This window comes from Cupriavidus numazuensis (assembly GCF_905397435.1).
Taxonomy (GTDB): Bacteria; Pseudomonadota; Gammaproteobacteria; order Burkholderiales; family Burkholderiaceae; genus Cupriavidus; species Cupriavidus numazuensis.
Genome location: NZ_CAJPVI010000024.1, coordinates 79331 through 103826 on the forward strand (window position 1 = coordinate 79331; position 24496 = coordinate 103826).

Below are 24496 nucleotides of genomic sequence, written 5' to 3' on the forward strand. Positions count from 1 at the left end.
GCTGCCTGCCGCGTGGGGCACCACCGTGAGTGGGAATACAGCGCTGATTGAACGAGCCCTGCAAGCGTCTGTGGACCCTGCTGCGAGCGATATCGTGTGATCGCCTTGCACGTTTCCTGCGGGCACATGCCCAAGCTCGTAGGGACCACCTCCTTCGAAATCGCTGAACCGGGAGTGGTGCGCGCTGGAGGCGGTGTGTGTGAAGTCAGGGCGTCGCGCCCTTCAATGCCGTTTTAAACAAGCGCGCAGTTTGGCGCTCGGCTGTTGTCAGGCGTCTGCCCAGCGACGCAGCAGGTTGTGATAGACGCCGGTCAATCCAACGACGCCCGAATCCTTTTGCCCCATCGCTTCCGCGACCTGCTGGATCCGCGTGTCGAGTTCGAACAGCAACGCGCGCTGCCCTTCGTCGCGCACCATGCTCTGGATCCAGAAGAACGATGACACGCGCGCACCGCGCGTGACGGGCGTGACGTGGTGCAGGCTCGTGGCCGGATACAGCACCAAATGGCCCGCCGGCAGTTTGACTCGGTGCTGGCCGTAGGTGTCCTCGACCACGAGTTCGCCGCCGTCGTAGTCCTCCGGCTCCGTCAGGAACAACGTCGCGGACAAATCGCTACGCACGCGAAAACCGGTGCCGCGCAGGTATCGGATGGCATTGTCGACGTGGTTGTCGAACGCCTGGCCGCCTTCATAGCGGTTGAACAGCGGCGGAAACACCTTGAGTGGCAGCGCCGCGGAGAAGAACGTCGCGTTGGCGCCCAGTGCATCCTGGATCAGATCGCCGATCTGCCGCGCCACGGGCGAGCCCTCAGGCAGTTGCAGATTGCGCTTGGCCAGCGCCGACTGATGTCCGGAGGTCGCGTTGCCATCGGCCCAGTCCGCGGCATCCATCAGTTGTCGGCATTGCGCCACCTGGGCCTTGGACAGGATGTCCGGAATCTGCAGCATCATGGCTTGTGCCTACCTTCGGGTCGGGGATCGAAGATTGTAGGTTAAAGGCGGCCACGAACGCAAACAGGAATCATTACCAATCCCTTCCGGACACGCCGGCTTGGCCGGCAATGGCGGCGTGACTCGTGATTATTCGGCGGCCAGGGAAATACCGACCAATGCCTCGAAAGGCTCGTTCGCGGGTTCGGCAAAGACGCCCCTCAGCGCGGTGCCGAAGTTCTGTCCACCGTTCTCGTCTTCGCGGAGAAACTGCGCCACAGTGCTCGCGACCAGCCTGCGATCATTGTCGATGCTGAGCATGTGGTAGCTCTGGTCCACAACGAGCAACTTGGCGCTGCGAATGTGTTTGCTGAGAAAGTAGGCCGATCGCAGGCTCGTCAGCTCATCTTCGCGAGCGTGAATAATCAGTGCCGGCCGGCTAACGCGCCGCACGCGCTTGCGTACGTAGCGGCGCAGACGGTCCAGTTCGCGAATGCAGGCAAGTGGTGTCCACGAATAGTGGAAAGTATCGCCGCGCAGGAAGCGTGCCTTGATCGCCGCCCGCAACACGCCGTTCTTGACGCCAAACGGCTCGGATTCCTTGACGCGAAATTTGTCGCGGACACGGGGAAAGTGATAGGCGAGATGCCGCAGCCGGCGGTACCAGGGCAGCGACCAGCCATCCAGGAACACAGGGGTAGCCAGTGCGACGACCCTCCCCCGCCTGTCCCCGATCAGCTGGCTCAACGCGAGCGCGAGCAACGCGCCCATGCACATGCCGACGATGTGGACGGTATCGTGCCTGGCGCGCAGTTCGAGATATTCAACCGATACGGCCTCGAGCCACTGCTCGAACCTTACGCCGACCAGATCCTCGGGGCGTGTGCCATGACCGGGCAGTACGGCGCACTTTGTTTCGTATCCTTCCGCCTTCAGCGTCTTCTCGACGAGCCGAAGTTCATGTTCGGTGCCGCCGAGACCGTGGATCAATAGGGCTGCAACTGTATTGCGAGAACCCGTAGCATCGCCACCCAACAACTGTCCATCCACTGTTCTATTCACTTTATTCCAGGTACCGCACTGTGTCTCCGTGCAGCGCCTTCGCTACTCAGCACGTAATTGTTTGTAAACGAAACGAATCGTCATCTCGTTGACATTCGGACGTACCTAGTCTGTCACGCGGGACATAGCCTTCCCATACGGATTTGCCCGGCACCGTGAAGCTACAGAACAGGGACTCGGCAGAAAAATGGAACTCGAATCACACTGAGGAAGGGTGCTACGCGCACATCTCTCGAAGAGGAATAGTTATGGATTGACTTAAATCATTATTGCCAAATAAATCCCTCTGAATCGCAACTGGACTTACACCGGTTTTGCGAGGACGAGATACTCTCCCCGGCTCTCGCAAACCAGCTGTTGTGCCGCTTGACCGCGCAGGCCGGCGTCAGGCGCCGACCTTCAACTGCGCCTCGAGTTCGGTAATGCGTTTGCGCAGCGCCCGCTCTTCCTGGAAGCGCACGGTCTCATCGCGAATGATGGCGACGATACCCGAGATATTGCCGTCCGCGCCGCGCAGCAGTGCCACAGTGAACGCAATGGACATCGACTTGCCATCCTTGTCGACGGCCGGCACTTTCAGCAGGTCGTGGCCGTAACGCGTGATGCCCGTGGCCATGGTCTTGTCGTAGCCTTCCCAATGGCGGCCGCGCAGCCGCTCCGGGATGATCAGGTCCAGCGACTGGCCCATCGCTTCGGCCTGCGTGTAGCCGAACATGCGTTCGGCTGCCGGGTTCCAGAGCGTGATGGCGCCGTTGGCGTCGGAGATGATGACGGCGTCACCGATGGCGGAAACCAGTTGTTCGTAGTCGATGCTGGCTTGCATGGGGATCCCCTCTTTGCCGGACATTGCGGCAGGGTGTAAAGGTTGGCGGTACAGATTGGCGGCAACGTGCCGCAATGCAGTTTGGCACAGCTCCGGGCCGCAGTAAAAAACGCCGGAGACCGCATGCGCGGCGCTCCGGCGTCCATTCCAGCTCAGTCCTGTTCAGGCACGGGCGAGCCGGCTCAGATCACCTGGCTTTCGCGCAGCCGCTTGATGTCTTCCGCGGCGTAGCCGAGGCCCGCCAGCACTTCCTCACTGTGCTCGCCGAGCAGCGGCGAACCCGTGATTTCCGGCTTGAGGTCGGAGAACTTGATCGGGCTGCCCACCGTCAGGTACGAGCCGCGCTCCTTGTGCGGCACTTCGGTGATCGAGCCGCTGGCGCGCAGCGACGGATCCTCGGCGATTTCCTTCATCGACAGCACCGGCGAGCACGGAATATCGAACTTGCGCAGGATATCCACCGCTTCGTACTTGGTCTTGTCAGCGAGCCATTCCTCGATGGTCTTGAAGATATCGAAGATATGCGGCTGGCGCGCCTTGGCCGTGCTGTAGTTCGGATCGCTGATCCACTCGGGCTTGCCCAGTGCCTTGCAGATCGGCTCCCACGCATGACCCTGGATGGTGAAGTAGATGTACGCGTTCGGGTCGGTCTCCCAGCCCTTGCACTTCAGCACCCAGCCCGGCTGGCCGCCACCGCCGGCGTTGCCGCCACGAGGTACCACGTCGCTGAATTCGCCGTGCGGATACTGCGGATACTCTTCCAGGAAGCCCAGGCGGTCCAGGCGCTGCTGGTCGCGCAGCTTCACGCGGCACAGGTTCAGCACAGCGTCCTGCATCGACACGGCCACCTTCTGGCCCTTGCCGGTCTGCTGGCGGCCGATGATAGCGGTCAGGATGCCGATGGCCAGGTGCATGCCGGTGTTGGAATCGCCCAGCGCCGCGGCCGATACCGTGGGAGGACCATCCCAGAAGCCCGTGGTCGACGCCGCGCCGCCGGCGCACTGCGCCACGTTTTCATACACCTTCAGGTCTTCGTAGTGGTGGCCGTCGCTGAAGCCCTTGACCGAGGCGACGATCATCTTCGGGTTCAGTTCGTTGATGCGTTCCCACGAGAAGCCCATGCGATCCAGCGCGCCCGGGCCGAAGTTCTCGACCAGCACGTCCGATTCGCGGATCAGCTGCTCCAGGATCTTCTTGCCATCCGGCTTCTTGGTGTCCAGCGTGAGCGAGCGCTTGTTGCTGTTGAGCATGGTGAAGTACAGCGCGTCGACATCCGGGATGTCGCGCAGCTGCGTGCGCGTGACATCGCCCGAGCCGGGGCGCTCCACCTTGATCACGTCCGCACCGAACCACGCGAGAAGCTGCGTGCACGCGGGCCCTGCCTGAACGTGCGTGAAGTCGATGATCTTGATGCCGTTGAGTGGGAGGGTCACTTTCGTTCTCCTATTGGATCAGAGGGGTGAATTCGGGAGTGAGATTCGGTTGAATTACTTCTTGGCCGAGCTTTGCGGATTCAGGTTGGTCAGGCGACCGCTTTCGGTGCCGGCAGACGGGTCGATCACAGCATTGACCAGCGTGGGCCTGCCCGAGCGCAGCGCTTCGTTCACGGCAGCTTCAAGTTCCGCCGGCGTGGTCACGTTGGCACCGACGCCGCCGAACGCTTCCATCATCTTGTCGTAGCGCGCACCCGGCACGAACGTCGTGACTGCCGGGTCCTTGCCACCGGTAGGATTCACGTCGACGCCCTTGTAGATGCCGTTGTTGTTGAAGATGACGATGCAGACCGGCAGGTTGTAGCGGCAGATCGTCTCGACTTCCATGCCCGAGAAACCGAACGCGCTGTCACCGCACAGCGCCAGCACCGGCTTGTTGGTCTCCACCGCCGCGGCGACCGCGTAGCCCATGCCCACGCCCATCACGCCCCAGGTGCCGACGTCGAGGCGCTTGCGCGGCTCGTACATGTCGATCACGGCGCGGGCGTAGTCCAGCGTGTTGGCGCCTTCATTGACGAACGAGATATCCGGATTGGCCTTGATGACGTCCTTCAGCACACGCAGCCCGGTGTGGAAGTTCATCGGCGAGACTTCCTTGTTCAGCAGCTCGCCCATCTTCGCCAGGTTCTTGTCCTTGCGTTCGTACACCGCGTTCAGCCACTCGGCGGGCGGCTTGGCGAAGTCGTTGCCGACCTTGCCGAGGATCGCCGACACGCACGAACCGATGTCACCCACCACCGGCGCGGCGATGGCGACGTTGCTGTCCATTTCGGTCGGCGAGATGTCGATCTGGATGAACTGCTTCGGGCCGCCCCAGGTCTTGCCCTTGCCGTGCGACAGCAGCCAGTTCAGGCGGGCGCCGACCAGCATCACCACGTCGGCTTCAGCCAGCACGTACGAGCGTGCCGCCGAGGCCGATTGCGGGTGCGTATCGGGCAGCAGGCCCTTGGCCATCGACATCGGCAGGTACGGAATACCGGTCTTCTCGACCAGCGCGCGGATATCCGCATCGGCGCGTGCGTAGGCGGCGCCCTTGCCCAGCAGGATCAGCGGGCGCTTGGCGTTCTTCAGCAGTGCGACGGCGCGGTCGACCGAGTCCGGTGCCGGCAGCTGGCGCGGGGCCGGATCCACCACCTTGATCAGCGACTTCTTGCCCTTCGCTGCTTCCAGCGACTGGCCCAGCAGCTTGGCCGGCAGGTCGAGGTACACACCGCCCGGACGGCCCGACACGGCGGCACGAATGGCACGCGCGATACCCACGCCAATGTCTTCGGCGTGCAGCACGCGGAAGGCAGCCTTGGCGTGCGGACGGGCGATGGCCAACTGGTCCATCTCTTCGTAGTCACCCTGCTGCAGATCGACGATCTCGCGCTCGCTCGAGCCGCTGATCAGGATCATCGGGAAGCAGTTGGTGGTGGCATGTGCCAGCGCCGTCAGGCCGTTCAGGAAGCCGGGGGCCGACACGGTCAGGCAAACGCCCGGCTTCTGCGAGATAAAGCCGGCAATCGCTGCGGCGTTGCCCGCGTTCTGCTCGTGACGGAAGCTGATGACGCGCATGCCGTTGGCCTGCGCCAGACGAGCCAGATCGGTGACCGGAATGCCGGGCAGGCCGTAGATGTTTTCGATGCCGTTCAGCTTCAGCGCGTCGATGACCAGATGAAAACCATCGGTTTGTGCCTGATGTTCTTCCGCGGCGTGACGCTGGAGCTCGTTTCCGACTTCTGCCATGGTTGCTTCCTTCTATGCAAATTGACTGGGGTGGGAATGTTTTATTTCGTGGCTGCCGCGGTAGTGCTATCGGGCTGCTTGGCTACGACTTCGGACATGCTTGGTCTCCTCATTGGACTTATCTTCGTGGTGCATGGGGCTCGCCCCCTGCTTCAACCTGTCCCGATCATTTCGACCGGTCTTGATGACATACGGTATGTGATATATCAGAGAACGGCAAGCTATTTTCCTACCTCGCAATCAACTTTCGTCGGTGCACTGCAGCAAATCAGCCTGGATCTGTGCCTAAATCAGCGCAACTTCTCAATCTGCGCCATTGATTCGCATCGTGCACAGATGAAGAAAGCCTATCCACAAGCCAGGGGCCTAGGGATCCTCGGCACATAGATATATTACATACCACGTTTTCAGACGTTTTGAGGCCCTCTGAAATGCTTTGGCGAGGTCCCCGACGTCTCTTCCTGGCTCCAGGCGCTTGCGCCTGATGGCCTGGCGCATGCGCCAGGCCTCTACAAACATCAATGCATCGCTACAAGTACGCTGACGGCAATGTCCGGCCTGTGCCTATTCGCCGCGCTTGGCCGATGCACTCGCAAAGAAGGCGACGTCCGATACCGGCATGGGCGTGTCCGAATGGCCCGTGATGAACCGCTTGCGCATCGGGGCCAGCAACAACTTGGCCGACACCCCAGCCGCAATCGTGACGACCGCCGCGACGGTGAACACCGCATCCCAGCCACCGTTTGCCGAGAGAACCGATGCAAGCGGTACCAGCATCGCCGCCGTGCCCTTTGCCGTGTACAGCGTGCCCGCGTTCGACGCCGCAAACTTGCTGCCGAACGTGTCCGCGCACAGCGCCGGGAAAATCGAGAAGATCTCGCCCCAGAACAGGAACGTGAGCGCCGCGAACAAGATGAACGCATACGGGTCGCGGCCAAACTGCATCAGGCCCAGGAGCGCGAGCCCCTCACCGATGAAGATCACGAACATCGTGTTCTCACGGCCGAAGCGGTCAGACAGGAAACCACAGAGAGGACGCGTGAAGCCGTTGCACAGGTTGTCGATCGACAGCGTCATCGTCAGCAGCGGCAGCGTCAGGCCCAGCAGTGTCACCGGCATCGACGCAAAGCCATAGTCCTTGGCGATCGGGCCCAGTTGCGCGGTCGCCATGATGCCGCCCGCGGCCACGGCCACGAAACTCGCGTAGATCACCCAGAACACCGGCGTCTTCACCATCTGGCCGGGAGTGAATTCCACCTTGTTGGTCAGCACCGCCTTCGCGGCCACCGCGCCCTTCGGTGCGCGCGGCTTCACCAGCAGCAGCGACAGCGCGAAGATCGCCACGCCTTGCAGGATGCCGAAGAACAGGAACGCCTTTTCGTACCCGGCGCTGTGGATCATGTTCGCGATGGGAATTACCGTGATCGCCGCGCCCGTGCCAAAGCCCGCTGCCGTCAGGCCGGCCGCCAGGCCGCGCTTGTCCGGAAACCACTTCAACGCATTGCCCACGCACGTGCCGTACACACCGCCGGCGCCGATGCCCGCGATCACCGCTGCTGCGTACAGCTCCGGCAGTGTCGTCGCGTAGGCGTTCATCACCCACGCCAGGCCGGCGCAGATCGCACCGCCCGCCACGACCGGGCGCGGACCGAACTTGTCTACCAGCCAGCCCTCAAGCGGCACCAGCCAGGTCTCGGTCACGATGAAAATTGAAAATGCCACCTGGATCGCGGACGTGCCCCAGTGATGCTTGGCGTCCATCGGTGACACAAAGAGAGTCCAGCCATACTGCAGGTTCGCCACCAGCCCCATGCAAACCACACCTACGGCCAACTGAAACCAACGATTCTGCAGGCCACGACCATTGCCGGACGTGGCTCCCGCTTCTTGATGCGCCATCTACCTGTCTCCTAGTGCTTTTTCTGCGTCCTCGTCGGGACTGCTTGGGGTGCTCTATTTCGGCATCCTTCTTCACAACTGGATCGGCGCCTGACATTGCGGCACGTGAATCTGGGGATTGATGCTACCCGATGCTTAATTTGATCAGTCTTAAACTTTTTTATCGTATCTATTTACGATCGTTTATATATTGCAGATTCCGCATCAATTTGGCGTCCGTCCGCCAGATGACTGCAAGTTGATACATAAGTCATCGTCATCATTTGAGCAGACGGACGTGGCCAATCAGGCAGGAACCTCCTCGAGCTGGCGCAGCAACGCGTCTACGCTGCCCTTGGCATCGCCGAACCACATCCGGGTGTTTTCCTTGTAAAACAAGGGGTTATCGACACCCGCATAGCCGGCGGCCATGCTGCGCTTGGACACCACCACGGTGCGCGCCTTCCAGACTTCGAGCACGGGCATGCCGGCGATGGGGCTCGCGGGGTCTTCGAGCGCCCCCGGGTTAACGATATCGTTGGCACCGACCACCAGGACGACGTCGGCATGCTCGAAATCGTCGTTGATCTCCTCCATCTCGAGCACGATGTCATACGGCACGCGCGCCTCGGCCAGCAGCACGTTCATATGCCCGGGCAGACGGCCGGCCACCGGATGGATGCCGAACCGCACATTGACGCCCTGCGCCCGCAGCCGCTTTGCGATCTCGCTGATCGTGCCCTGCGCCTGCGCCACCGCCATGCCATAGCCGGGCACGATGATGACCTCGTTCGCATCCTTCAGCAGCGCGCTGACTTCGTCGCTCGACACCGGCAGCACCTCGCCCTGCTCCGTCGCCGCGCCTTTGGCCTGCGTGGCGCCGAACCCGCCCAGGATCACCGACAGGAACTTGCGGTTCATGGCCTTGCACATGATGTAGCTGAGGATCGCGCCGCTGGAGCCGACCAACGCACCGGTGATGATGAGCAGGTCGTTGCCGAGCATGAAGCCGGTCGCCGCAGCGGCCCAGCCCGAGTAGCTGTTCAGCATCGACACCACCACAGGCATGTCGGCACCACCGATCGCCGCGACCAGGTGCGCACCCACCAGCAGCGCGATCACCGTCATCACGCCCAGCGGCACCAGCCCGCCCTGCACCGATGGCGCGTTGAGGAACTGGTACGCCAGCACCACGCACACGATCAGCGCCAGCGCGTTGAGCACGTGGCGGCCTGGCAGCAGCGTCGGCTTGCCGCCGAGCGTGCCGCGCAGCTTGAGGAACGCGATCACCGAGCCCGTGAACGTTACCGCACCGATCAGGATGCCGAGGTAGGTTTCGATCTCGTGGATCGCCTTCTCCGCACCGGTGAGCGCATGCGCGTCCAGATAGTTCGCGTAGCCCACCAGCACCGCGGCCAGGCCGACGAAGCTGTGCAGCACCGCGACCAGCTCCGGCATCTGCGTCATTTCCACGCGCCGCGCCAGCACCGCGCCGGCCGCCGCGCCAAGCACCATCGCGCCGATGATGATGGGCACCCCGTCGGGGCTGCCGGCCAGCACCGTGGTCAGCACGGCGATCACCATGCCCGCGATGCCGAGCAGGTTGCCGCGCTTCGCGCTGGCCGGATGGCTCAGCCCGCTCAGGCTGAGGATGAAGAGCGCGCTCGCGCCCAGGTAAGCAATACTGCTGATTCCCGAAGGCATGTCTGTCTCCTCAGTCTCGCTGGAACATCTTCAGCATGCGCTGCGTCACGAGGAAGCCGCCTGCAATGTTGATGGTGGCGATCAGCACCGCCGCGCCGGCGACGATGGCGGTAACCAGCGACGGCTTGCCGAGCTGCACGAGCGCGCCGACCACGATGATCCCGCTGATCGCATTGGTCACGCTCATCAGCGGCGTGTGCAGGGCCGCGGTCACGTTCCACACGACCTGGTAGCCGACGAAGATGGCCAGCACGAACACCGTGAAGTGCGCCATGAAGGCCGGTGGCGCCACGGCACCGAGCGCCAGCAACGCGATCACGGCGATGCCCAGCGACACCAGCGTTGTGCCCGTACGGCTGGGCGGCGCAGCAGGCTCGGCAGGCGCCTGCACCTCCGCCGCGGGCGCAGGCGGCGGCAAGGTCTTCAGCGGTGGCGGCGGCCAGGTGACGTCGCCCTGGTGCAGCACCGTGGCGCCACGGATCATCTCGTCATCCATGTCGACGACGAGCTGGCCGTCCTTGCCGGGTGTCAGCTCCGTCAGCAGGTGCCGGATATTGGTGGCATAGAGCTGGCTCGACTGGGCCGCCATGCGGCTCGGCAGGTCGGTGTAGCCGACCACCGTTACGCCCTGGTGCGTCACCGACTCACCAGGTACGGTCAGCACGCAGTTGCCGCCCTGCTCCGCGGCGAGATCGACCACCACACTGCCGGGACGCATCAGCATCACCGTGTCGGCTTCCAGCAGCCGTGGTGCCGGCTTGCCGGGAATCAGCGCGGTCGTGATGATGATGTCCACCTCGCGCGCCTGCTCCGCGAACAGCTTCATCTCGGCCTCGATGAAGGCCGGGCTCATCTCCTTCGCGTAGCCGCCGCTGCCGCTGCCGTCTTCCTCGATTTCCACCGTCAGGAATTCGGCGCCGAGGCTTTCGATCTGCTGGCGCACCACAGGCCGCGTGTCGAACGCGCGCACCACGGCACCGAGGCTGCGCGCTGCGCCAATGGCAGCAAGGCCAGCCACGCCAGCGCCGATCACCAGCACGCGCGCGGGCGGAATCTTGCCCGCGGCCGTGATCTGGCCGGCGAACGGTCGGCCGAATGCATGCGCGGCTTCGATCACTGCGCGATAGCCCGCCATATTGGCCATCGAACTGAGCGCGTCGAGCTTCTGCGCGCGCGAAATGCGCGGCACGCAATCCATGGCCAGCACAGTGGCGCCGCGTTGCGAAAGACGTTCCAGCAGCGTCATCTGCTGTGCAGGCCAGACGAAGCTGATCAGCGTGGCGTGCTTCTTGAGCAGCGCCGCTTCCTCCACGCCGAGGCTTGGATGGACCTGCGGCGGGCGCACCTTGATGACGACGTCGACCGACGCCCACAGGCTGGCAGCGTCGACGATGGCCGCGCCCGCGGCACGATAGGCGTCATCGGAGAACGAAGCTTGTTGCCCGGCGCCGCTTTCCACTGCCACTTCGTAGCCGAGCTTGAGCAACTCCCGGATGGAATCCGGCGTCGCGGCGACACGCCGCTCCCCCGGATGGACTTCGCGGGGGACACCAATGGTCATTGGCATGGGATTACCTTTGTATTCGCGACCGCATTGGTTCCTCTCCTCTCCCGCAAGCGCGAGAGGGGAGGAACCTTGCGGCCTTGCAGTTTCAGGTTCAGTTGCAGCGCGATTACCCGCGCACGTGGTTCACCAGCGAGCCAATGCCTTCGATGCTCACCTCCACCACCGCGCCATCCTTCATCGAGCCCACGCCCAGCGACGTGCCTACGGCGATCACATCGCCCGGCATCAGCGTCAGGTCCTGCGAGATGCGGCTGACCTGCTCTTCGGGTGTGAAGATCATGTCCGAGAGCGGGTAGTTCTGGCGCTCCACGCCGTCCAGCCGCGTCTTCACGCTGGCGGCGCGCCAGTTGAATCCAGGCACGATGGCAGGACCAACGCAGCCGAAGGTGTCGAAGCCCTTGGCACGGGTCCACTGCGGGAAATTCGGATCCGCAGCGATCAGCTCGGCCGCGGTCACGTCATTGACGACGGTGTAGCCGAAGATGTGCGACGCCGCCTCGGCCACCGACACATTGCGCGCCTTCTTGCCGATCACGATGCCGAGCTCGCCTTCATAGACGATCTTGCCGTCATAGCTGCGCGGACGCTCCACGGCATCGCCAGGGCCCGCCAGCGAAGTGGCCGGCTTGATCAGGAACAGCGGATGGGTCGGTACGGGCTTTTCCAGCTTGCGCGCCAATGCGTGGAAGTTGTTCCACAGCGCCACGACCTTGCCGGGTTCGCACGGGGCGAGCAGGTGCAGTTCGCCAAGCTTGTAGGTAGCACCGGTGGGTTGAGGATCGACATAGCCGGGGCCATTGAATTCAACGACGCGGTCGCTACCGTCGCCTTCCGTGCGGCCGTGGCCGACGCTGCCGTCGGGACGGCGAAAACGAATCCAGGATTTCACAGCACGAGCTCCTCCGGCGGGCACGCGCCAGGCGTGCCCGCTCGGTGTGAGAAACAGGGGAAGAAGAAGAGGAAAGGAAGGCGGACGTTCAGACGGCGCCGGCCAGCTTCATCGCCGCGATCTGGGCCGGCGTGCGGCCCAGCCACTCCAGGATTTCCTCGGTGTGTTCGCCCAGCAGCGGGGCACGTTCCACCTTCACCGGAGAATCGGACAGCGCGATCGGCGAACCCAACTGCACGTACTTGCCGCGCGCCGGGTGATCCAGTTCCACAAGATAACCGCGCTCGTACATCGACTGGTCTTCGATCAGGTCCTTCATCGACAGGATCGGGCCGCACGGCACATCGACCTCGTTGAGCGCGTTCATCACTTCGAACTTGGTCCTGCCCTGGGTCCAATGCTCGATGATGCCGAAGCACTGCCCCAGCTTCTTCAGGCGTACTTCGGGCGTGGCGAACTCCGGGTCAGTGATCAGGTCCTCGCGGCCGCACAGGCGCATCAGTGGTTCCCAGCCCTGCGGCTGGATGATGACGTAGACGTAGTCGTTCGGGCCGCCCGGCGAGCAGCGCAGCGCAGCACCCGGCTGGCCGCCGCCCGACGCGTTGCCGGCGCGGGGCACGTGGTCGTCGAACTGCTCGTTGGGGTACTCGCGCAGCGGGCCCGCATCGAGCCGCTGCTGGTCGCGCAGCTTCACGCGGCACAGGTTCAGCACCGCATCCTGCATGGCCACTTCCACGCGCTGGCCGCGGCCCGAATGCTCGCGTTGCAGCAGCGCGGCCAGGATGCCGACCACGCAATGCACACCGGTACCCGAATCGCCGATCTGCGCGCCGGTCACGGTCGGCACGCCAGCGGCATCGCCGGTCGTGGAGGCCGAGCCGCCCATGCACTGGGCCACGTTTTCATAGGCCTTGCAGTCCTGGTACGGGCCGGGGCCGAAGCCCTTGATCGAGGCATAGATCAGGCGCGGATTCAGGTCCTGCATGCGATCCCAGTCAAAGCCGGCACGCGCCAGCACGCCGGGGCCGAAGTTCTCGATCAGCACGTCGCTGCGCTGGATCAGGTCTTCGAGCAGCGCCTTGCCTTCCGCCGTCTTCATGTTCAGCGTGAGGCTGCGCTTGTTGCTGTTCAACATGGTGAAGTACAGGCTGTCGGCGTTGGGCACGTCGCGCAGCTGGCTGCGGGTGATATCCCCGCGACCCGGCATTTCCACCTTGATCACGTCGGCGCCCATCCACGCCATCAGCTGCGTGGCGGAAGGGCCTGCCTGAACGTGCGTCATGTCCAGAACACGGATGCCATCCAATGCTTTTCGTTCCATGGCGATGTCTCCTCGGCTCTGATGGCGTCCGTTTACTGGTGCAGGGTCTTCAGGGTGTTTTCCGCGGTGCTGCTCTCGGCGCGCGTGGCTTGGACTTCGGACATGCTTGGTCTCCTCGTTTGACTTGAATTCGGGTGGCGGTGGGCCCCGCTGGGTGCTTCAATCTCTGCTGATCGTTTCGACCGTCTTGATGACATACGGTATGTGATATATCAGAGAACGGCAAGCTCTTTTCCTGTTCCCACACCAACTTTCGTCGGTGCACCGCAACAATTGCAACGCCCGCCCGGACCAAGTCGATCGAAGCGAGCCCTTGTCAGCACTAAGCTTGCAGGTTCGGGGTCAATCCCAAGTGATGTATCAGGCTAAACGGATGACATCGTCGGGGAAATTTCACTGATATATTACATACCAAAAGTACAGCCGGTCTCCGCCCTCCACTCACAAACAAAAACGGCGGACCTGAGTCCGCCGTTTTTGTCAGCAAGCTGTGGCGATGGACCGCCGCTCAGTCAAGGAAGTCGCAGTGCTTCTCGACGTAGTCGGCCAGGTCCAGCGAATGCTGGCGCACCAGCCGCTCCGCAAGTTCCGTGTCGCGTTTTTCCAGCGCCTCGATGATGCGCAGGTGATCGACAATCGAGCGGGCCGCGCGGTCGCTCTGCGAGATGGTCATCTTCCGGATCGCCCGCACGTGGATGAAGATGTTGCGGATCGTGTCCATGATGATCTGCGACTTCGACAGCTGCACGATCGCCTGGTGGAACACGATATTGGCGTCGGAGTATTCCTCGATATGCTCCGCCGGCGTCGAATCACGGAAGCTGTCGAACATGCTGCGCAGTTGCGCGATCTCCGCGTCGGTGGCGTGCAGCGTGGCCAGGCGCGCCGCCATGCTTTCCAGCGCCGCCCACATCTGGATCATTTCGACGATCTCGCGCTTGGTCTTGCGCATGATGTAGATGCCGCGGCGGGGCACCGTGCGCAGGAAGCCTTCCTGCTCCAGCAGCGTCATGGCTTCGCGGATCGGCGTGCGGCTCACGCCCATCGCCTCGCTCAACACGCGTTCATCGAGCCGGATCTCGTCGCGCGACTGATAGATGTCCGCGTCGGCGATGGCCTGGCGCAACATGGCGTAAGCCTGGTCGCGCAGGCTGGCGCCGGCGTTGATCGGTTGCACGGACAGGGCCAGTGCTGGTGATTGGACGATAGGTTGGCTTTGCGCAGACATGAATAAGCTCGAGGGAGACCGGTGGCGCGGCGGCCACAATAGCTGCCCGCCACATTCCTGCACAGCTTAGCAAAATCGCCCGGGATCATTCCCGAATCGCATCAAACCCGATAAAGGTTCGATGCGGGGCGCCCGCGCGATGCCCGGTCTGTCGTATATGGTATATCACAATCGCGTTCCCAGTCCCGATTGCGAAGCCACGAAAGCGTGACTTTCCCCGCCAATCCGATAGCAGAAAGGGCCACCCGGTCCGTGCGGGGCGAGGGACCGGGCGGCGGACACACAGCGCCGTATCAGGCAGCCAGTCGTGCCATCTCGTCGCGCTGCTTGATCAGGCCCAACACTGCGTCGCACATCGGCGTGGGATGGCCAACCAGCCGGCCCATCTCCTGCACCACGGTGAGCAGCGGATCGATCTCCATCGCGCGGCCTGCTTCCAGATCCTGAAGCATCGACGTCTTGTGGGCGCCCACGGCACCCGCGCCGTTGATACGGCGCTCGACGTCCACCCGGAATTTCACACCGAACGATTCGGCAATGCTCTGGGCTTCCAGCATCATCTGCCGCGACAGCGCACGGGTGGCGGGATTCGCCGTGATCACGTCCAGCGTGGCGTGGGTCAGCGCGCTGATCGGGTTGAAACAGAGGTTGCCCCACAGCTTGAGCCAGATTTCATCGCGGATGTTCTCTCGCACCGGCGCCTCCAGGTCGGCCGCCATCATCATCTCGCTGAGCCGCCTGACGCGATCCGACTGGCTGCCATCCGGCTCGCCAAGCGGGAATTTCTTGCCGTACACGTGCTTGATCACCCCGGGCTCGATGATTTCCGCGGCGGGATAGACCACGCAGCCGATCGCGCGCTCGGGTCCGAAACCGCGCCACTGCTTGCCGCCCGGGTCCACGCTTTCGAGCGTGCTGCCTGCCAGCTTGCCGCCGTGCTTGTAGAAGTACCAGTAAGGAATGCCGTTGACGCCCGTGACCACTGCGGTCTGCGGGCCCAGCAGCGGCTGAATCAGGTCCACCACGCCGGGCACCGAATGAGCCTTGAGCGTGATAAACACGTAATCCTGGGGACCAAGCTCGCGCGGATCGCTCGTGCAGTTGACCTTGGCCACGCGCTCCTCGCCGTCGATCAGCAGCCGCACGCCGTTGGCCTGCATGGCCGCCAGGTGCGGACCGCGCGCGACGAAGCTGACCTCCGCTCCCGCGCGCGCCAGTTGGGCGCCCACGTAGCCGCCGATGGCCCCTGCCCCATAGATGCACACTTTCATTGCCTGTCTCCTTGATGGCTCGATAGTATTCATTGATATATCACATACTATATTCCACAAAGGCAGACGACAACCCCAATCTTCGCTGGGAGGCGAACAAGATTTCCTTCGTCGCAGGTCAGTTGCTAACATGTCGGCAACACTGCGCTTGCGGGCCCGGGTCCATCGGCCCCCTCTTGACCGGAGCTGACATGGAATCGTCCCTCGCTTTGCTGCAGGATCCCGCCGCGTGGGCGGCGCTGGCCACACTGGTGGTCATGGAGATCGTGCTCGGCATCGACAACCTGATCTTCATCTCTATCCTCACCAACAAGCTGCCGGAAGACATGCGCGAGAAGGCGCGGCGCGTCGGCATCGGCCTGGCGCTGATCCTGCGGCTCGCGTTGCTGGCCACCATTGCGTTTATCGTCACGCTGACCGAGCCGCTCTTCACCGTACTCGGCCGGGGTATATCGTGGCGCGGCCTGATCCTGATTGCGGGCGGTGCTTTCCTGATGTGGAAGGCAACGCGGGAAATCCATCACCACGTTTCCGGCGAGGCAGAAGGCGACGACACGGGCAAAGCCAGTGCGTCCCAGAGCTTTGCCAGCGCCATCGGCCAGATCCTGGTGCTGGATCTCGTGTTCTCGATCGACAGCATCATCACCGCGGTCGGCATGACCGAGCATGTGGAGATCATGTTCATCGCCGTGATCGCCGCCGTCACGGCGATGCTGTTCGCCGCCACGCCACTGGCCAACTTCATCAACCGCAACCCGACCATCGTGATGCTGGCGCTGGCCTTCCTGATGATGATCGGCATGACGCTGATCGCCGAAGGCTTCGGCACCCACGTGCCCAAGGGCTATATCTATACGGCGATGGCGTTCTCCGCGGCGGTCGAAGGGTTGAACATGATTTCAAGGAAACGGCGGGCGCAGCGTCGCGCACGCGCCGGGCAGTGACGTTCGAGCCATCCGCTGTAACAGTCGGTGTCCGAACTTTCGCACGGCGATGGCGTCTCTTACAGTTCTGCACTGATCGAAGACGAGAAAAAGGACGCTGACGCCACATGATGAACCGCCGCACCCTGCTGGTTTCCGCCACCGCCTCGGCTGCCCTGGCCGCACTGGGCATCCCCCCTTCGGCGTTGGCCGCCAGTGGGATCAAGCTGGGCGACGCACGCCCGTTCAGCTTCGACGCCCTCATCGACCAGGCCCGCGCGCTCGCCGGCAAACCCTATGCCGCACCGCCCGCGCCGCCACCCGAGATCCTCGACCGCATCGACTACGATGCCCACGGGAAGATCCGCTTCCGTCCGGAAAACGCGCTGTTTGCCGATGGCCCGGGCCAGTTCCCGGTGACGTTCTTCCACCTGGGCACCTACTTCCGCACGCCGGTGCGCATGCATGTGGTCGAGCGCGGCAAGGACAGCAAGAGCAACGCACGGGAAATCGTCTACGAAGAAAGCTACTTCGACATGCCCGCCGACAGCCCCGCGCACAAGCTGCCGCGCGGCAGCGGCTTCGCGGGCTTCCGCTTCCAGGAAAGCCGGCAGGGCGACCAGAAGGTGCGCGACTGGAAGAAGAACGACTGGGTCGCCTTCCTCGGCGCGTCGTACTTCCGCGCGATCGGTGAGCTGTACCAATATGGCCTGTCCGCGCGCGGCATCGCCATTGACGTGGCCGAGGCCGGCAAGTCCGAGGAATTCCCGAACTTCACGCATTTCTATTTCGAACCGCCCGAGGGCAAGGGCGACACGGTCACCGTCTATGCGCTGCTCGACGGGCCCAGCATCACCGGCGCATACAAGTTCGTCATGCAGCGCGGCAAGGCCGTGGTCATGGACGTCGAATGCGCGCTGTTCCTGCGCAAGGACGTGGCGCGGCTCGGGCTCGCACCGCTTACGTCGATGTACTGGTTCTCCGAGACCATGAAAGGCACCGCCGTGGACTGGCGCCCTGAAGTCCACGACTCCGACGGCCTGGCTATCTGGAACGGTGCAGGCGAGCATATCTGGCGCCCGCTCAACAACCCGCCGCAGACCATGGCATCCGCCTTCGGCGACGACAACCCGCGCGGATTCGGCCTGCTGCAGCGCGACCGGCTGTTCGACCACTACCAGGACGGCGTCAATTACGAACGCCGGCCAAGCCTGTGGGTCGAGCCGCGCGACGGCTGGGGCGCGGGCGCGGTGCAACTCGTCGAGCTGCGCACCGATGACGAGATCCACGACAACATCGTCGCCATGTGGGTGCCCAAGGCGCCCGCGCGTGCAGGCAACACCTACCGGCTGCGCTACCGGCTGCACTGGCTGGCCGACGAGCCGTTTCCCTCGCCACTGGCCCGCTGCGTGGCCACGCGCATGGGCAACGGCGGCCAGCCGGGCCAGCCGCGCCCGAAGGGCGTGCGCAAGTTCATGGTGGAATTCAAGGGCGCCCCGCTGGAGAAGCTGCCGTTCGGCGTCAAGCCCGAAGCAGTGCTGACCGCCTCGCGCGGCAAGTTCTCCTATGTCTTCACCGAGGCCGTGCCCAACGGCGTACCGGGCCACTGGCGCGCCCAGTTCGACCTGACAGCCGACGGCAAGGAGCCGATCGACCTGCGGCTGTTCCTGCGGCTGGATGGCAAGCCGCTGTCCGAGACCTGGCTCTACCAGTACCACCCGTTCCAGTCGCAGACGGCCTACAGCGCCTGACACACCGCTTGCCGGGCCCCGGATTCCAGGGTCCGGCAAGCGCCCGGCTGCGTTGCACACTATTGCGTCGCAGTGATGTCAGCGGCTTGCGAGCGGGTATGATGACCGCTTACATGGGTCAACCAGCCAGCTTCACATGATCTCCACCGAATTCACCGGCGGCACCGACGCCGGCCAGGCCTCGTCCCTGCCGCGCTCAGAGCGCGCCTACCAGCAGTTGCGTGCTGCCATCCAGGCCGGACAGCTTTCCCCGGGGACGCGCCTGCGCGAGGTCGAGCTGGCGGAATCGCTGGGCCTGTCGCGCACTCCGGTGCGCGAAGCGCTGTCGCGGCTGGAATCCGAAGGCCTGGTCGTCAACGAGCCCAACCGCGGCATGATGGTGACCCAGCTCGACGCCAGCATGGTCAGCGAGCTCTATGTCATGCGCGAAGTGCTCGAAGGCACCGCCGCCGCGCTGGCCGCGCGCCACGCCACGGATGTCGAGATCTCGCTGCTGCGCGACATCGTCGAGCGCGACCTGTCCATGATCGACGATCCCGACCGGCTGGCCGCCAACAACCGGCTTTTCCACGAAACGCTGCATCGCTGCGCGCACAACCGCTACCTGCTCAAGACCCTGCGGTCGCTGCACGAGTCGATGGCGCTGCTCGGCCGCACCACGCTGTCGGTGCCGGGCCGGCCCCGCAGTTCCTACGAGGAACACCTTGCCCTGGTCGAAGCGCTGGAAAAGCGCGACCCCGCGCTGGCCGAGCAGATCACGCGCCGCCATATCCAGCAGGCCTACAAGGTGCGGCTGTCGCTCTGGATCGAGGAACAATCCTCGTCCTGACGCATTCGGCGCGGCTCAGGCCGCCGCCGCGCGCGCGGTCCGCAGGCTGCCCACGCTCAGCACCACCAGCGCAGCGAGGATCAGCAAGATCGCCCCGAGCGTCTGCGGCGCGACCTGCTCCCCGCCCAGCCACGCGCCCACGGCCAGCGCCACGGGCGGGTTCACATAGACATAGCTGGTGGCCAGCGTCTGGCTCACGTTCGCGACCAGGTACATATAAGCGGAGAACGCCACCAGCGAGCCAATCACCACGAGATAGCCCCACGCCCACCACGCCTGCGTGCTGATCGTGGCCGGCCACGGCTCCTGGCGCAACGCCGATAGCCCCATCAGGATCGCTCCGCCGATCAGCATCTCCGCGGCGAACGCGGACGGACCTTCCGGCAGTTCCAGCCGACGCGCAAGCTGGGATCCGAACGACCAGCTCGCCACAGCGAGCAGCAGCGCCACCACGCCTGCGGTGCTGACGCGGAATTCGGCGCCGGCGGTCAGCACCAGGATGCCGACGCTGCCGATCGCAATCGCCAGCCCTTCATACCAGCGCGGACGCGTGCCGAAACATGCACTCCAGAACAGGCCAAAAATCGGCATCGCCCCGATCATCACGGTAGTCGCGCCCGAAGAAATGGTTTGCTCGGCAATGGCGGTCAGACCCATCCCGCCGACGAGCAGGAATACCGCTGGCACCGCGCAGTTGCGCAGCTGGCGCCATGTCGGCATCGGCGTGCGCCGCCAGGCCAGCCAGGCGGCCAGCAGCAGGCCGGCGCAGAGAAAGCGCGAGCCCATCATCAGCAACGGCGGGAAGCTCTCCAGCGTAAACCGGATAGCGAGATAGGTCGTGCCCCAGACCACGTAGGTGATCAGCAGGCAGCACAGGACGAGCGGCGGCATGGCGTGCGGGGGAACTGCGGGAAGGCCTCCACGATAGCCTTCCGCCACGCCGGCTCAAAACGAAAAGCTCTGGCAACGCTTGCGAATTCCGTTCACAAGCAACCGCTAAATCACTTGCTATCGTCGGTCCATCAATGGCAAAGCCGGCGAGAACGTCCATACGGACGGCTTCAGCCGGCTTCGTTGCGGTCTCGCTGAGGAAACCAGCATGCTCGATCGTTCAGCCGTTGGCGTAGCTGACCTTGGCCTTGCGAGCTTGCATTTGCAGACGCGACAGCACCGATTGCACAAAAGCAATCGCGCGCTTCACATCGTTGGCAACGCCCAGGCCACGGTAGCCCAGCTCACGATCGATGAGGTCGCGTTCCAGTTGATCGGTCAGCTTGATATCGGATTGGGTGTTCATGGCGTCCTTCCTTACAGGGATTACCCTCATCGGGTTTTCCCTGATTGTAGCAAAGAATTTGTTGCATTGCAGCATTACGTAAATGTACGTATGGGAAAACGCAACGGTCGGTTGCTTCCCCGACACCCATCATCCTGCGCAGCGCCGGCGCATCCGTCACCCGCCATAACCATGATTGTGGAATTGTTTAGCCTTAAACTATGATTGCCTTAGACCGGGCATCCGGCGATTATCTTTGCAGGTCCAACGATAGAGACAGCCCCCGAACATCCGCAATGCCGCCCCGTCAAAGTTTCGAAAAAGACTCGTTTCCGGATCTGCTCGCCCACTATCCGTTGTTTCGCTCCGAGGACGTTGAGGAAACTCAGGGCAGGGTTGCAGCAGTATTTTGTCCGCACGTTCTGCGCGTGGCGGGGGCGGCCCAGCATTTGCATGTCCAGCACAACCTCGTGAAGCTGCATGACACCGCCATCAACTTCCTGTCATACGGCGCCGATGTAGAAATCGACCCTGGCCGGCTGGGCGACTTCTATCTGGCTCAGATTCCTGTCGCAGGCCACGCAGACATCCAGTGCGGCGCGCAAAGCGTCGTTTCAGACGTCAACACGGCCAGCTTGCTGAGCCCGGACACACCCACTCGAATGCACTGGCACGAGGACTGTGCACAGGTGTTGCTCTGGATAGAGAAGGCGGCGATGGAGCACCGCTTCGCCCTGTTGACTGGGCGTGACCCGGACGGGCCCCTCGCATTCGATCCGTCGCTGCCTCAGCAGGCAGGTCTTTCCAGCCCCTGGACGCAAGCGGTACTCGACCTTGCAAGGAATATCGATCAGCACGGCACCCACTGGCTTCAGTTTCCTGCAGCGGTGGCGTCGATGGAGGACTATCTCCTGCGGACACTGTTGCTGCTGCAGCCCCACACCTATTCCTATCTCCTCGCACGCAGCGCCGAACCTGCCAGGCCTCGCCATATGCAGCGGGTCATCGACTACGTCCACGCGAATGCCGATACGCCGCTGACCGTCGCAGATCTGGCGCAAATCGCGTGCGTCAGCGTCCGGGCACTGGAGGAAGGTTTCCGGCGTCATCTGAATACAACGCCAGTCGGTTACCTGCGCGACGTCAGGCTGGACAGCGTGCGACAGGCACTGATCGCCGCAGCGGGAGCCGAGCACGCCTCCATCACCGATATTGCATATCGGTTTGGCTTTACGCATCTGGGCCGGTTTGCGGCCTACTACAAGAAGCGCTTCGGCGTTTCCCCCTCAGCGACTTTGCGTGGCGAGGCGGCGGAACGCCATTCCAGCGATACGCGGCGCTGAGAGGCATCGAACGCACCTGCCCCGTTCAGTCGTTGATACAACAATAAGACTGCGTACGTCGCGCACCGACACCTCCAGGCCGAGCCGTCTCACAACGTCGCCCTGATCTTCCTGCGGGCATCGCCACCCACATCCCCACCCTGCAGCACAGGCGCGCAATCCGGATATCGGGCCAGCGGATTCCGGATAGCAGCCTCGTCATCGCTAAACCAAACTACCTCCCACATGGCGACGTGCAAGCCAGAAAACAAGCGGAGACAGACATGCAAGGCATTGAAGGCAAGACGGCCATCGTGACCGGTGGTGCAACGATGATTGGCGAGGCCGTGGTTTCGGCCCTCATTTCGGCAGGCGCGAACGTTGTTGTCGTTGACATCGACCAGGCAGGTGGCCGTCGGATTGCGGAACGCCATCCGTTGCGTTGCCGCTTTGTCGCGGTGGACGTGACCAGCGATGCCGACATCGCGACCTGCATCACCCAGACCGTCGATGCATTTCGTGGCATCGACCTACTCATCAACTGCGCCTGCACCTATGTAGACAATGGCGCCGATTCCACCCGGGAGCAGTGGCTGGATTCCTACAACGTCAATGTCGTCGGCGCGGCAATGATGCTCCAGGCATGCGTGCCGGAGATGAAGAAGCGCGGCGGCGGAGCGATCGTGAACTTTGCCTCGATCTCCGCCGGCGTGGCGCAGTCGGGGCGCTGGCTATACCCCATCAGCAAGGCCGCAATGCAGCAGTTCACCCGCAGCGCGGCGCTTGACCTGGCCCCGCTCAACATTCGCGTGAACTCGGTTTCTCCGGGGTGGACGTGGTCGTCGGTCATCAGTGCGCTCAGCGGCGGCGACAAGGCCAAGGCCGACAGTGTCGCCGCCGACTTCCATCCGCTCGGACGCCTTGGCAAGCCTGAGGAAGTTGCGCAGGTTGTCCTGTTCCTGTTGTCCGACGCAGCCGCTTTCGTCACCGGAACCGACTACGCCTGCGATGGGGGCTATGGCGCGTTGGGACCCGAAGGCCGGCATGCAGCCATCCAACGCCTCATGGCGTAACAGCGCCAGATGAAATCGCCGTGCGGGCGTCCCGATTGCGCCCACGCGTCACACAACGACAAGCCCCCACTGGAGAGACACATGACTACGCATTCCTTTGCCAAGATCACGCCCCGCAAGATTGCCATCGTTGGCGCAGGCCAGGCTGGCCTGTTGCTCGGATGCGCCCTGCTCCATCAAGGCTATGCGGTCACGTTGGTGACAAACCGAACAGCAGAAGAAGTCTGGAGCGGCAAGGTGATGTCGTCTCAGTGCATCTTCGACCAGGCCCTGCAGATCGAGCGCAATTTCGGGATGAACCAATGGGAAGCGCAGTGCCCCAACGTGAATGGTATTGGCCTGACGATCCCGACTTCCGATGGCAAGGGTGAGATGGCCATTCACTGGCGTGCTCGCCTGAATGCCTGTGCGCAGTCGGTGGACCAGCGTGTCAAGATGCCCGGATGGATGACGGAGTTCGAGCGCCGCGGCGGAGATCTGCGCATCGAGAACGTCGAAATCCCCCAGCTCGAGGCATTGACCGAAAGCCATGACCTGGTCCTGCTGGCCGGCGGCAAGGGCGAGATCGTCAACCTGCTGACCCGCAATGATGCGCGCTCCCCCGTTCGCCAACCGCAACGCCAGCTGGCACTTGCATATGTGACGGGGATGGAGCGCAGTGGCCCGTTTGAATGCGTCAACTTCAACCTGATTCCCGGCGTTGGCGAGTATTTCGTGTTCCCGGCCCTGACCACCCAGGGCAGCAACGAAACGCAGGCCTGTGACATCATGGTCTTCGAAGCCATTCCGGGCGGCCCCATGGACCGCTGGGCGGATGTCAAATCTGCCGACCAGCATCTTGACGTTTGCCTGGGCATCCTGCGCGACTACCTCCCCTGGGAAAGCGAACGGTGCGCCAATGTCCAGCTTACCGATGCGAACGGCATCCTGAGTGGGCGTGTCACCCCGACCGTGCGTAATCCCACGCTTACGCTGCCCTCGGGCCGTGTTGTGATGGGCCTCGGCGACGCCGTCATGGTCAATGATCCGATTACCGGGCAAGGCTCGAATAACGCCACCAAAGGCGCCCTGCACTATTTCGACGCCATCCTGCGCAACGGTGACAAGCCCTTCGACAAGGCATGGATGCAGTCGACTTTCGACGGCCTTTATGAGGGCTACGCAGAGCCTGTGATCCGGTGGACCAACTCGTTGCTGTTCCCGCCGCCGGACCATATCGTCAGGCTGCTGGCCACCGCGCAGCACGCGCCGCGTGTCGCCCAGCGCATTGCCAACGGCTTCAACGATCCGCGCGACTACGGCAGCTACTGGTTCGACGAAGACGCCACCGACGCCTGGATCGCACAAGAGTCCCAGTCTCGCGCCGCCTGAAGACATCACAGTCCCGCCAGAACAAGCCGCCTGCTTGCCCCGTCATCGGTGCAAGCA

The 24496-nt window shown here is 63.3% G+C and carries 20 protein-coding genes; 6 read left to right on the plus strand and 14 right to left on the minus strand.

All coding sequences use genetic code 11. From position 1 onward, the window contains the following. Positions 1–267: 267 nt before the first annotated feature. From KHO41_RS19635 to KHO41_RS19690, 12 genes are all read right to left on the minus strand, one after another. Positions 268–951 (minus strand): Fe2+-dependent dioxygenase, encoded by a 684-nt coding sequence (locus KHO41_RS19635; RefSeq protein ID WP_211954957.1) that lies wholly within the window; start codon positions 949–951, stop codon positions 268–270. A 129-nt stretch (positions 952–1080) separates the two neighbouring features. Beyond that, positions 1081–1920 (minus strand): alpha/beta hydrolase, encoded by an 840-nt coding sequence (locus KHO41_RS19640; RefSeq protein WP_244873906.1) that lies wholly within the window; start codon positions 1918–1920, stop codon positions 1081–1083. Between the two features lie 457 nt (positions 1921–2377). Further along, positions 2378–2815, minus strand: coding sequence for a PAS domain-containing protein (locus KHO41_RS19645; protein ID WP_211954959.1), 438 nt, complete (start codon positions 2813–2815; stop codon positions 2378–2380). Between the two features lie 182 nt (positions 2816–2997). Beyond that, positions 2998–4248 carry a formyl-CoA transferase gene (gene frc, locus KHO41_RS19650; RefSeq protein WP_211954960.1) on the minus strand — a complete coding sequence of 417 codons (1251 nt, stop codon included), beginning with the start codon at positions 4246–4248 and terminating at the stop codon, positions 2998–3000. 54 nt (positions 4249–4302) lie between these two features. Further along, positions 4303–6036, minus strand: coding sequence for an oxalyl-CoA decarboxylase (oxc, locus tag KHO41_RS19655; protein WP_211954961.1), 1734 nt, complete (start codon positions 6034–6036; stop codon positions 4303–4305). Between the two features lie 564 nt (positions 6037–6600). Continuing rightward, positions 6601–7935 (minus strand): oxalate/formate MFS antiporter, encoded by a 1335-nt coding sequence (gene oxlT, locus KHO41_RS19660; protein ID WP_211954962.1) that lies wholly within the window; start codon positions 7933–7935, stop codon positions 6601–6603. Positions 7936–8220: 285 nt separating this feature from the next. After that, positions 8221–9618, minus strand: a complete 1398-nt coding sequence (gene pntB / locus KHO41_RS19665; RefSeq protein ID WP_211954963.1) for a Re/Si-specific NAD(P)(+) transhydrogenase subunit beta — start codon at positions 9616–9618, stop codon at positions 8221–8223. A 10-nt stretch (positions 9619–9628) separates the two neighbouring features. Continuing rightward, positions 9629–11185 (minus strand): Re/Si-specific NAD(P)(+) transhydrogenase subunit alpha, encoded by a 1557-nt coding sequence (locus KHO41_RS19670; protein ID WP_211954964.1) that lies wholly within the window; start codon positions 11183–11185, stop codon positions 9629–9631. A gap of 106 nt (positions 11186–11291) precedes the next feature. Beyond that, positions 11292–12074 (minus strand): fumarylacetoacetate hydrolase family protein, encoded by a 783-nt coding sequence (locus KHO41_RS19675; protein ID WP_211954965.1) that lies wholly within the window; start codon positions 12072–12074, stop codon positions 11292–11294. Positions 12075–12162: 88 nt separating this feature from the next. After that, the gene (gene frc / locus KHO41_RS19680; protein ID WP_211954966.1) at positions 12163–13395 is read right to left on the minus strand and encodes a formyl-CoA transferase; all 1233 of its coding nucleotides are present in this window, start codon (positions 13393–13395) and stop codon (positions 12163–12165) included. A 508-nt stretch (positions 13396–13903) separates the two neighbouring features. Continuing rightward, positions 13904–14623: a GntR family transcriptional regulator gene (locus KHO41_RS19685; protein ID WP_211954967.1), complete on the minus strand. Its 720-nt coding sequence runs from the start codon at positions 14621–14623 to the stop codon at positions 13904–13906. A gap of 293 nt (positions 14624–14916) precedes the next feature. Further along, a complete protein-coding gene (locus KHO41_RS19690; protein ID WP_211954968.1) occupies positions 14917–15894 on the minus strand; it encodes a 2-dehydropantoate 2-reductase in 978 nt (325 codons plus the stop codon). A gap of 191 nt (positions 15895–16085) precedes the next feature. Here KHO41_RS19690 and KHO41_RS19695 point away from each other — a divergent pair, with 191 nt between their 5' ends. The 3 genes from KHO41_RS19695 (at position 16086) to KHO41_RS19705 (ending at position 19397) form a co-directional block, all read left to right on the plus strand. After that, complete coding sequence (locus KHO41_RS19695; RefSeq protein ID WP_211954969.1) at positions 16086–16838, plus strand: TerC family protein; 753 nt, start codon at positions 16086–16088, stop codon at positions 16836–16838. A 107-nt stretch (positions 16839–16945) separates the two neighbouring features. Further along, the gene (locus KHO41_RS19700) at positions 16946–18568 is read left to right on the plus strand and encodes a glucan biosynthesis protein (protein ID WP_211954970.1); all 1623 of its coding nucleotides are present in this window, start codon (positions 16946–16948) and stop codon (positions 18566–18568) included. 136 nt (positions 18569–18704) lie between these two features. Further along, a complete protein-coding gene (locus KHO41_RS19705; RefSeq protein WP_211954971.1) occupies positions 18705–19397 on the plus strand; it encodes a GntR family transcriptional regulator in 693 nt (230 codons plus the stop codon). Positions 19398–19412: 15 nt separating this feature from the next. Here the strand turns inward: KHO41_RS19705 and yedA are convergent, their stop codons facing one another. Continuing rightward, a complete protein-coding gene (gene yedA, locus KHO41_RS19710; protein WP_211954972.1) occupies positions 19413–20288 on the minus strand; it encodes a drug/metabolite exporter YedA in 876 nt (291 codons plus the stop codon). A gap of 220 nt (positions 20289–20508) precedes the next feature. Next, a complete protein-coding gene (locus KHO41_RS19715) occupies positions 20509–20694 on the minus strand; it encodes a hypothetical protein (RefSeq protein WP_211954973.1) in 186 nt (61 codons plus the stop codon). Between the two features lie 275 nt (positions 20695–20969). Between KHO41_RS19715 and KHO41_RS19720 the strand changes: the two genes are divergently transcribed. The 3 genes from KHO41_RS19720 to KHO41_RS19730 all read left to right on the plus strand — a co-directional run bounded on the left by KHO41_RS19720 (position 20970) and on the right by KHO41_RS19730 (position 24439). After that, a complete protein-coding gene (locus tag KHO41_RS19720; RefSeq protein WP_211954974.1) occupies positions 20970–22016 on the plus strand; it encodes an AraC family transcriptional regulator in 1047 nt (348 codons plus the stop codon). Between the two features lie 263 nt (positions 22017–22279). Beyond that, a complete protein-coding gene (locus KHO41_RS19725; protein WP_211954975.1) occupies positions 22280–23068 on the plus strand; it encodes an SDR family oxidoreductase in 789 nt (262 codons plus the stop codon). Positions 23069–23149: 81 nt separating this feature from the next. Next, positions 23150–24439 (plus strand): styrene monooxygenase/indole monooxygenase family protein, encoded by a 1290-nt coding sequence (locus KHO41_RS19730; protein ID WP_211954976.1) that lies wholly within the window; start codon positions 23150–23152, stop codon positions 24437–24439. The last annotated feature ends 57 nt before the right edge of the window (positions 24440–24496 follow it).

Coding starts and splice junctions, on each gene's coding strand:
- KHO41_RS19645 (WP_211954959.1), bottom strand. CDS start 2,815: ATGCAAGCCAGCATCGACTACGAACAACTGGTTTCCGCCATCGGTGAC.
- KHO41_RS19670 (WP_211954964.1), bottom strand. CDS start 11,185: ATGCCAATGACCATTGGTGTCCCCCGCGAAGTCCATCCGGGGGAGCGG.
- KHO41_RS19705 (WP_211954971.1), top strand. CDS start 18,705: ATGATCTCCACCGAATTCACCGGCGGCACCGACGCCGGCCAGGCCTCG.
- yedA (WP_211954972.1), bottom strand. CDS start 20,288: ATGCCGCCGCTCGTCCTGTGCTGCCTGCTGATCACCTACGTGGTCTGG.
- KHO41_RS19725 (WP_211954975.1), top strand. CDS start 22,280: ATGCAAGGCATTGAAGGCAAGACGGCCATCGTGACCGGTGGTGCAACG.
- KHO41_RS19720 (WP_211954974.1), top strand. CDS start 20,970: ATGCCGCCCCGTCAAAGTTTCGAAAAAGACTCGTTTCCGGATCTGCTC.
- KHO41_RS19635 (WP_211954957.1), bottom strand. CDS start 951: ATGATGCTGCAGATTCCGGACATCCTGTCCAAGGCCCAGGTGGCGCAA.
- KHO41_RS19730 (WP_211954976.1), top strand. CDS start 23,150: ATGACTACGCATTCCTTTGCCAAGATCACGCCCCGCAAGATTGCCATC.
- KHO41_RS19715 (WP_211954973.1), bottom strand. CDS start 20,694: ATGAACACCCAATCCGATATCAAGCTGACCGATCAACTGGAACGCGAC.
- KHO41_RS19685 (WP_211954967.1), bottom strand. CDS start 14,623: ATGTCTGCGCAAAGCCAACCTATCGTCCAATCACCAGCACTGGCCCTG.
- KHO41_RS19695 (WP_211954969.1), top strand. CDS start 16,086: ATGGAATCGTCCCTCGCTTTGCTGCAGGATCCCGCCGCGTGGGCGGCG.
- frc (WP_211954966.1), bottom strand. CDS start 13,395: ATGGAACGAAAAGCATTGGATGGCATCCGTGTTCTGGACATGACGCAC.
- oxc (WP_211954961.1), bottom strand. CDS start 6,036: ATGGCAGAAGTCGGAAACGAGCTCCAGCGTCACGCCGCGGAAGAACAT.
- pntB (WP_211954963.1), bottom strand. CDS start 9,618: ATGCCTTCGGGAATCAGCAGTATTGCTTACCTGGGCGCGAGCGCGCTC.
- KHO41_RS19690 (WP_211954968.1), bottom strand. CDS start 15,894: ATGAAAGTGTGCATCTATGGGGCAGGGGCCATCGGCGGCTACGTGGGC.
- oxlT (WP_211954962.1), bottom strand. CDS start 7,935: ATGGCGCATCAAGAAGCGGGAGCCACGTCCGGCAATGGTCGTGGCCTG.
- KHO41_RS19700 (WP_211954970.1), top strand. CDS start 16,946: ATGATGAACCGCCGCACCCTGCTGGTTTCCGCCACCGCCTCGGCTGCC.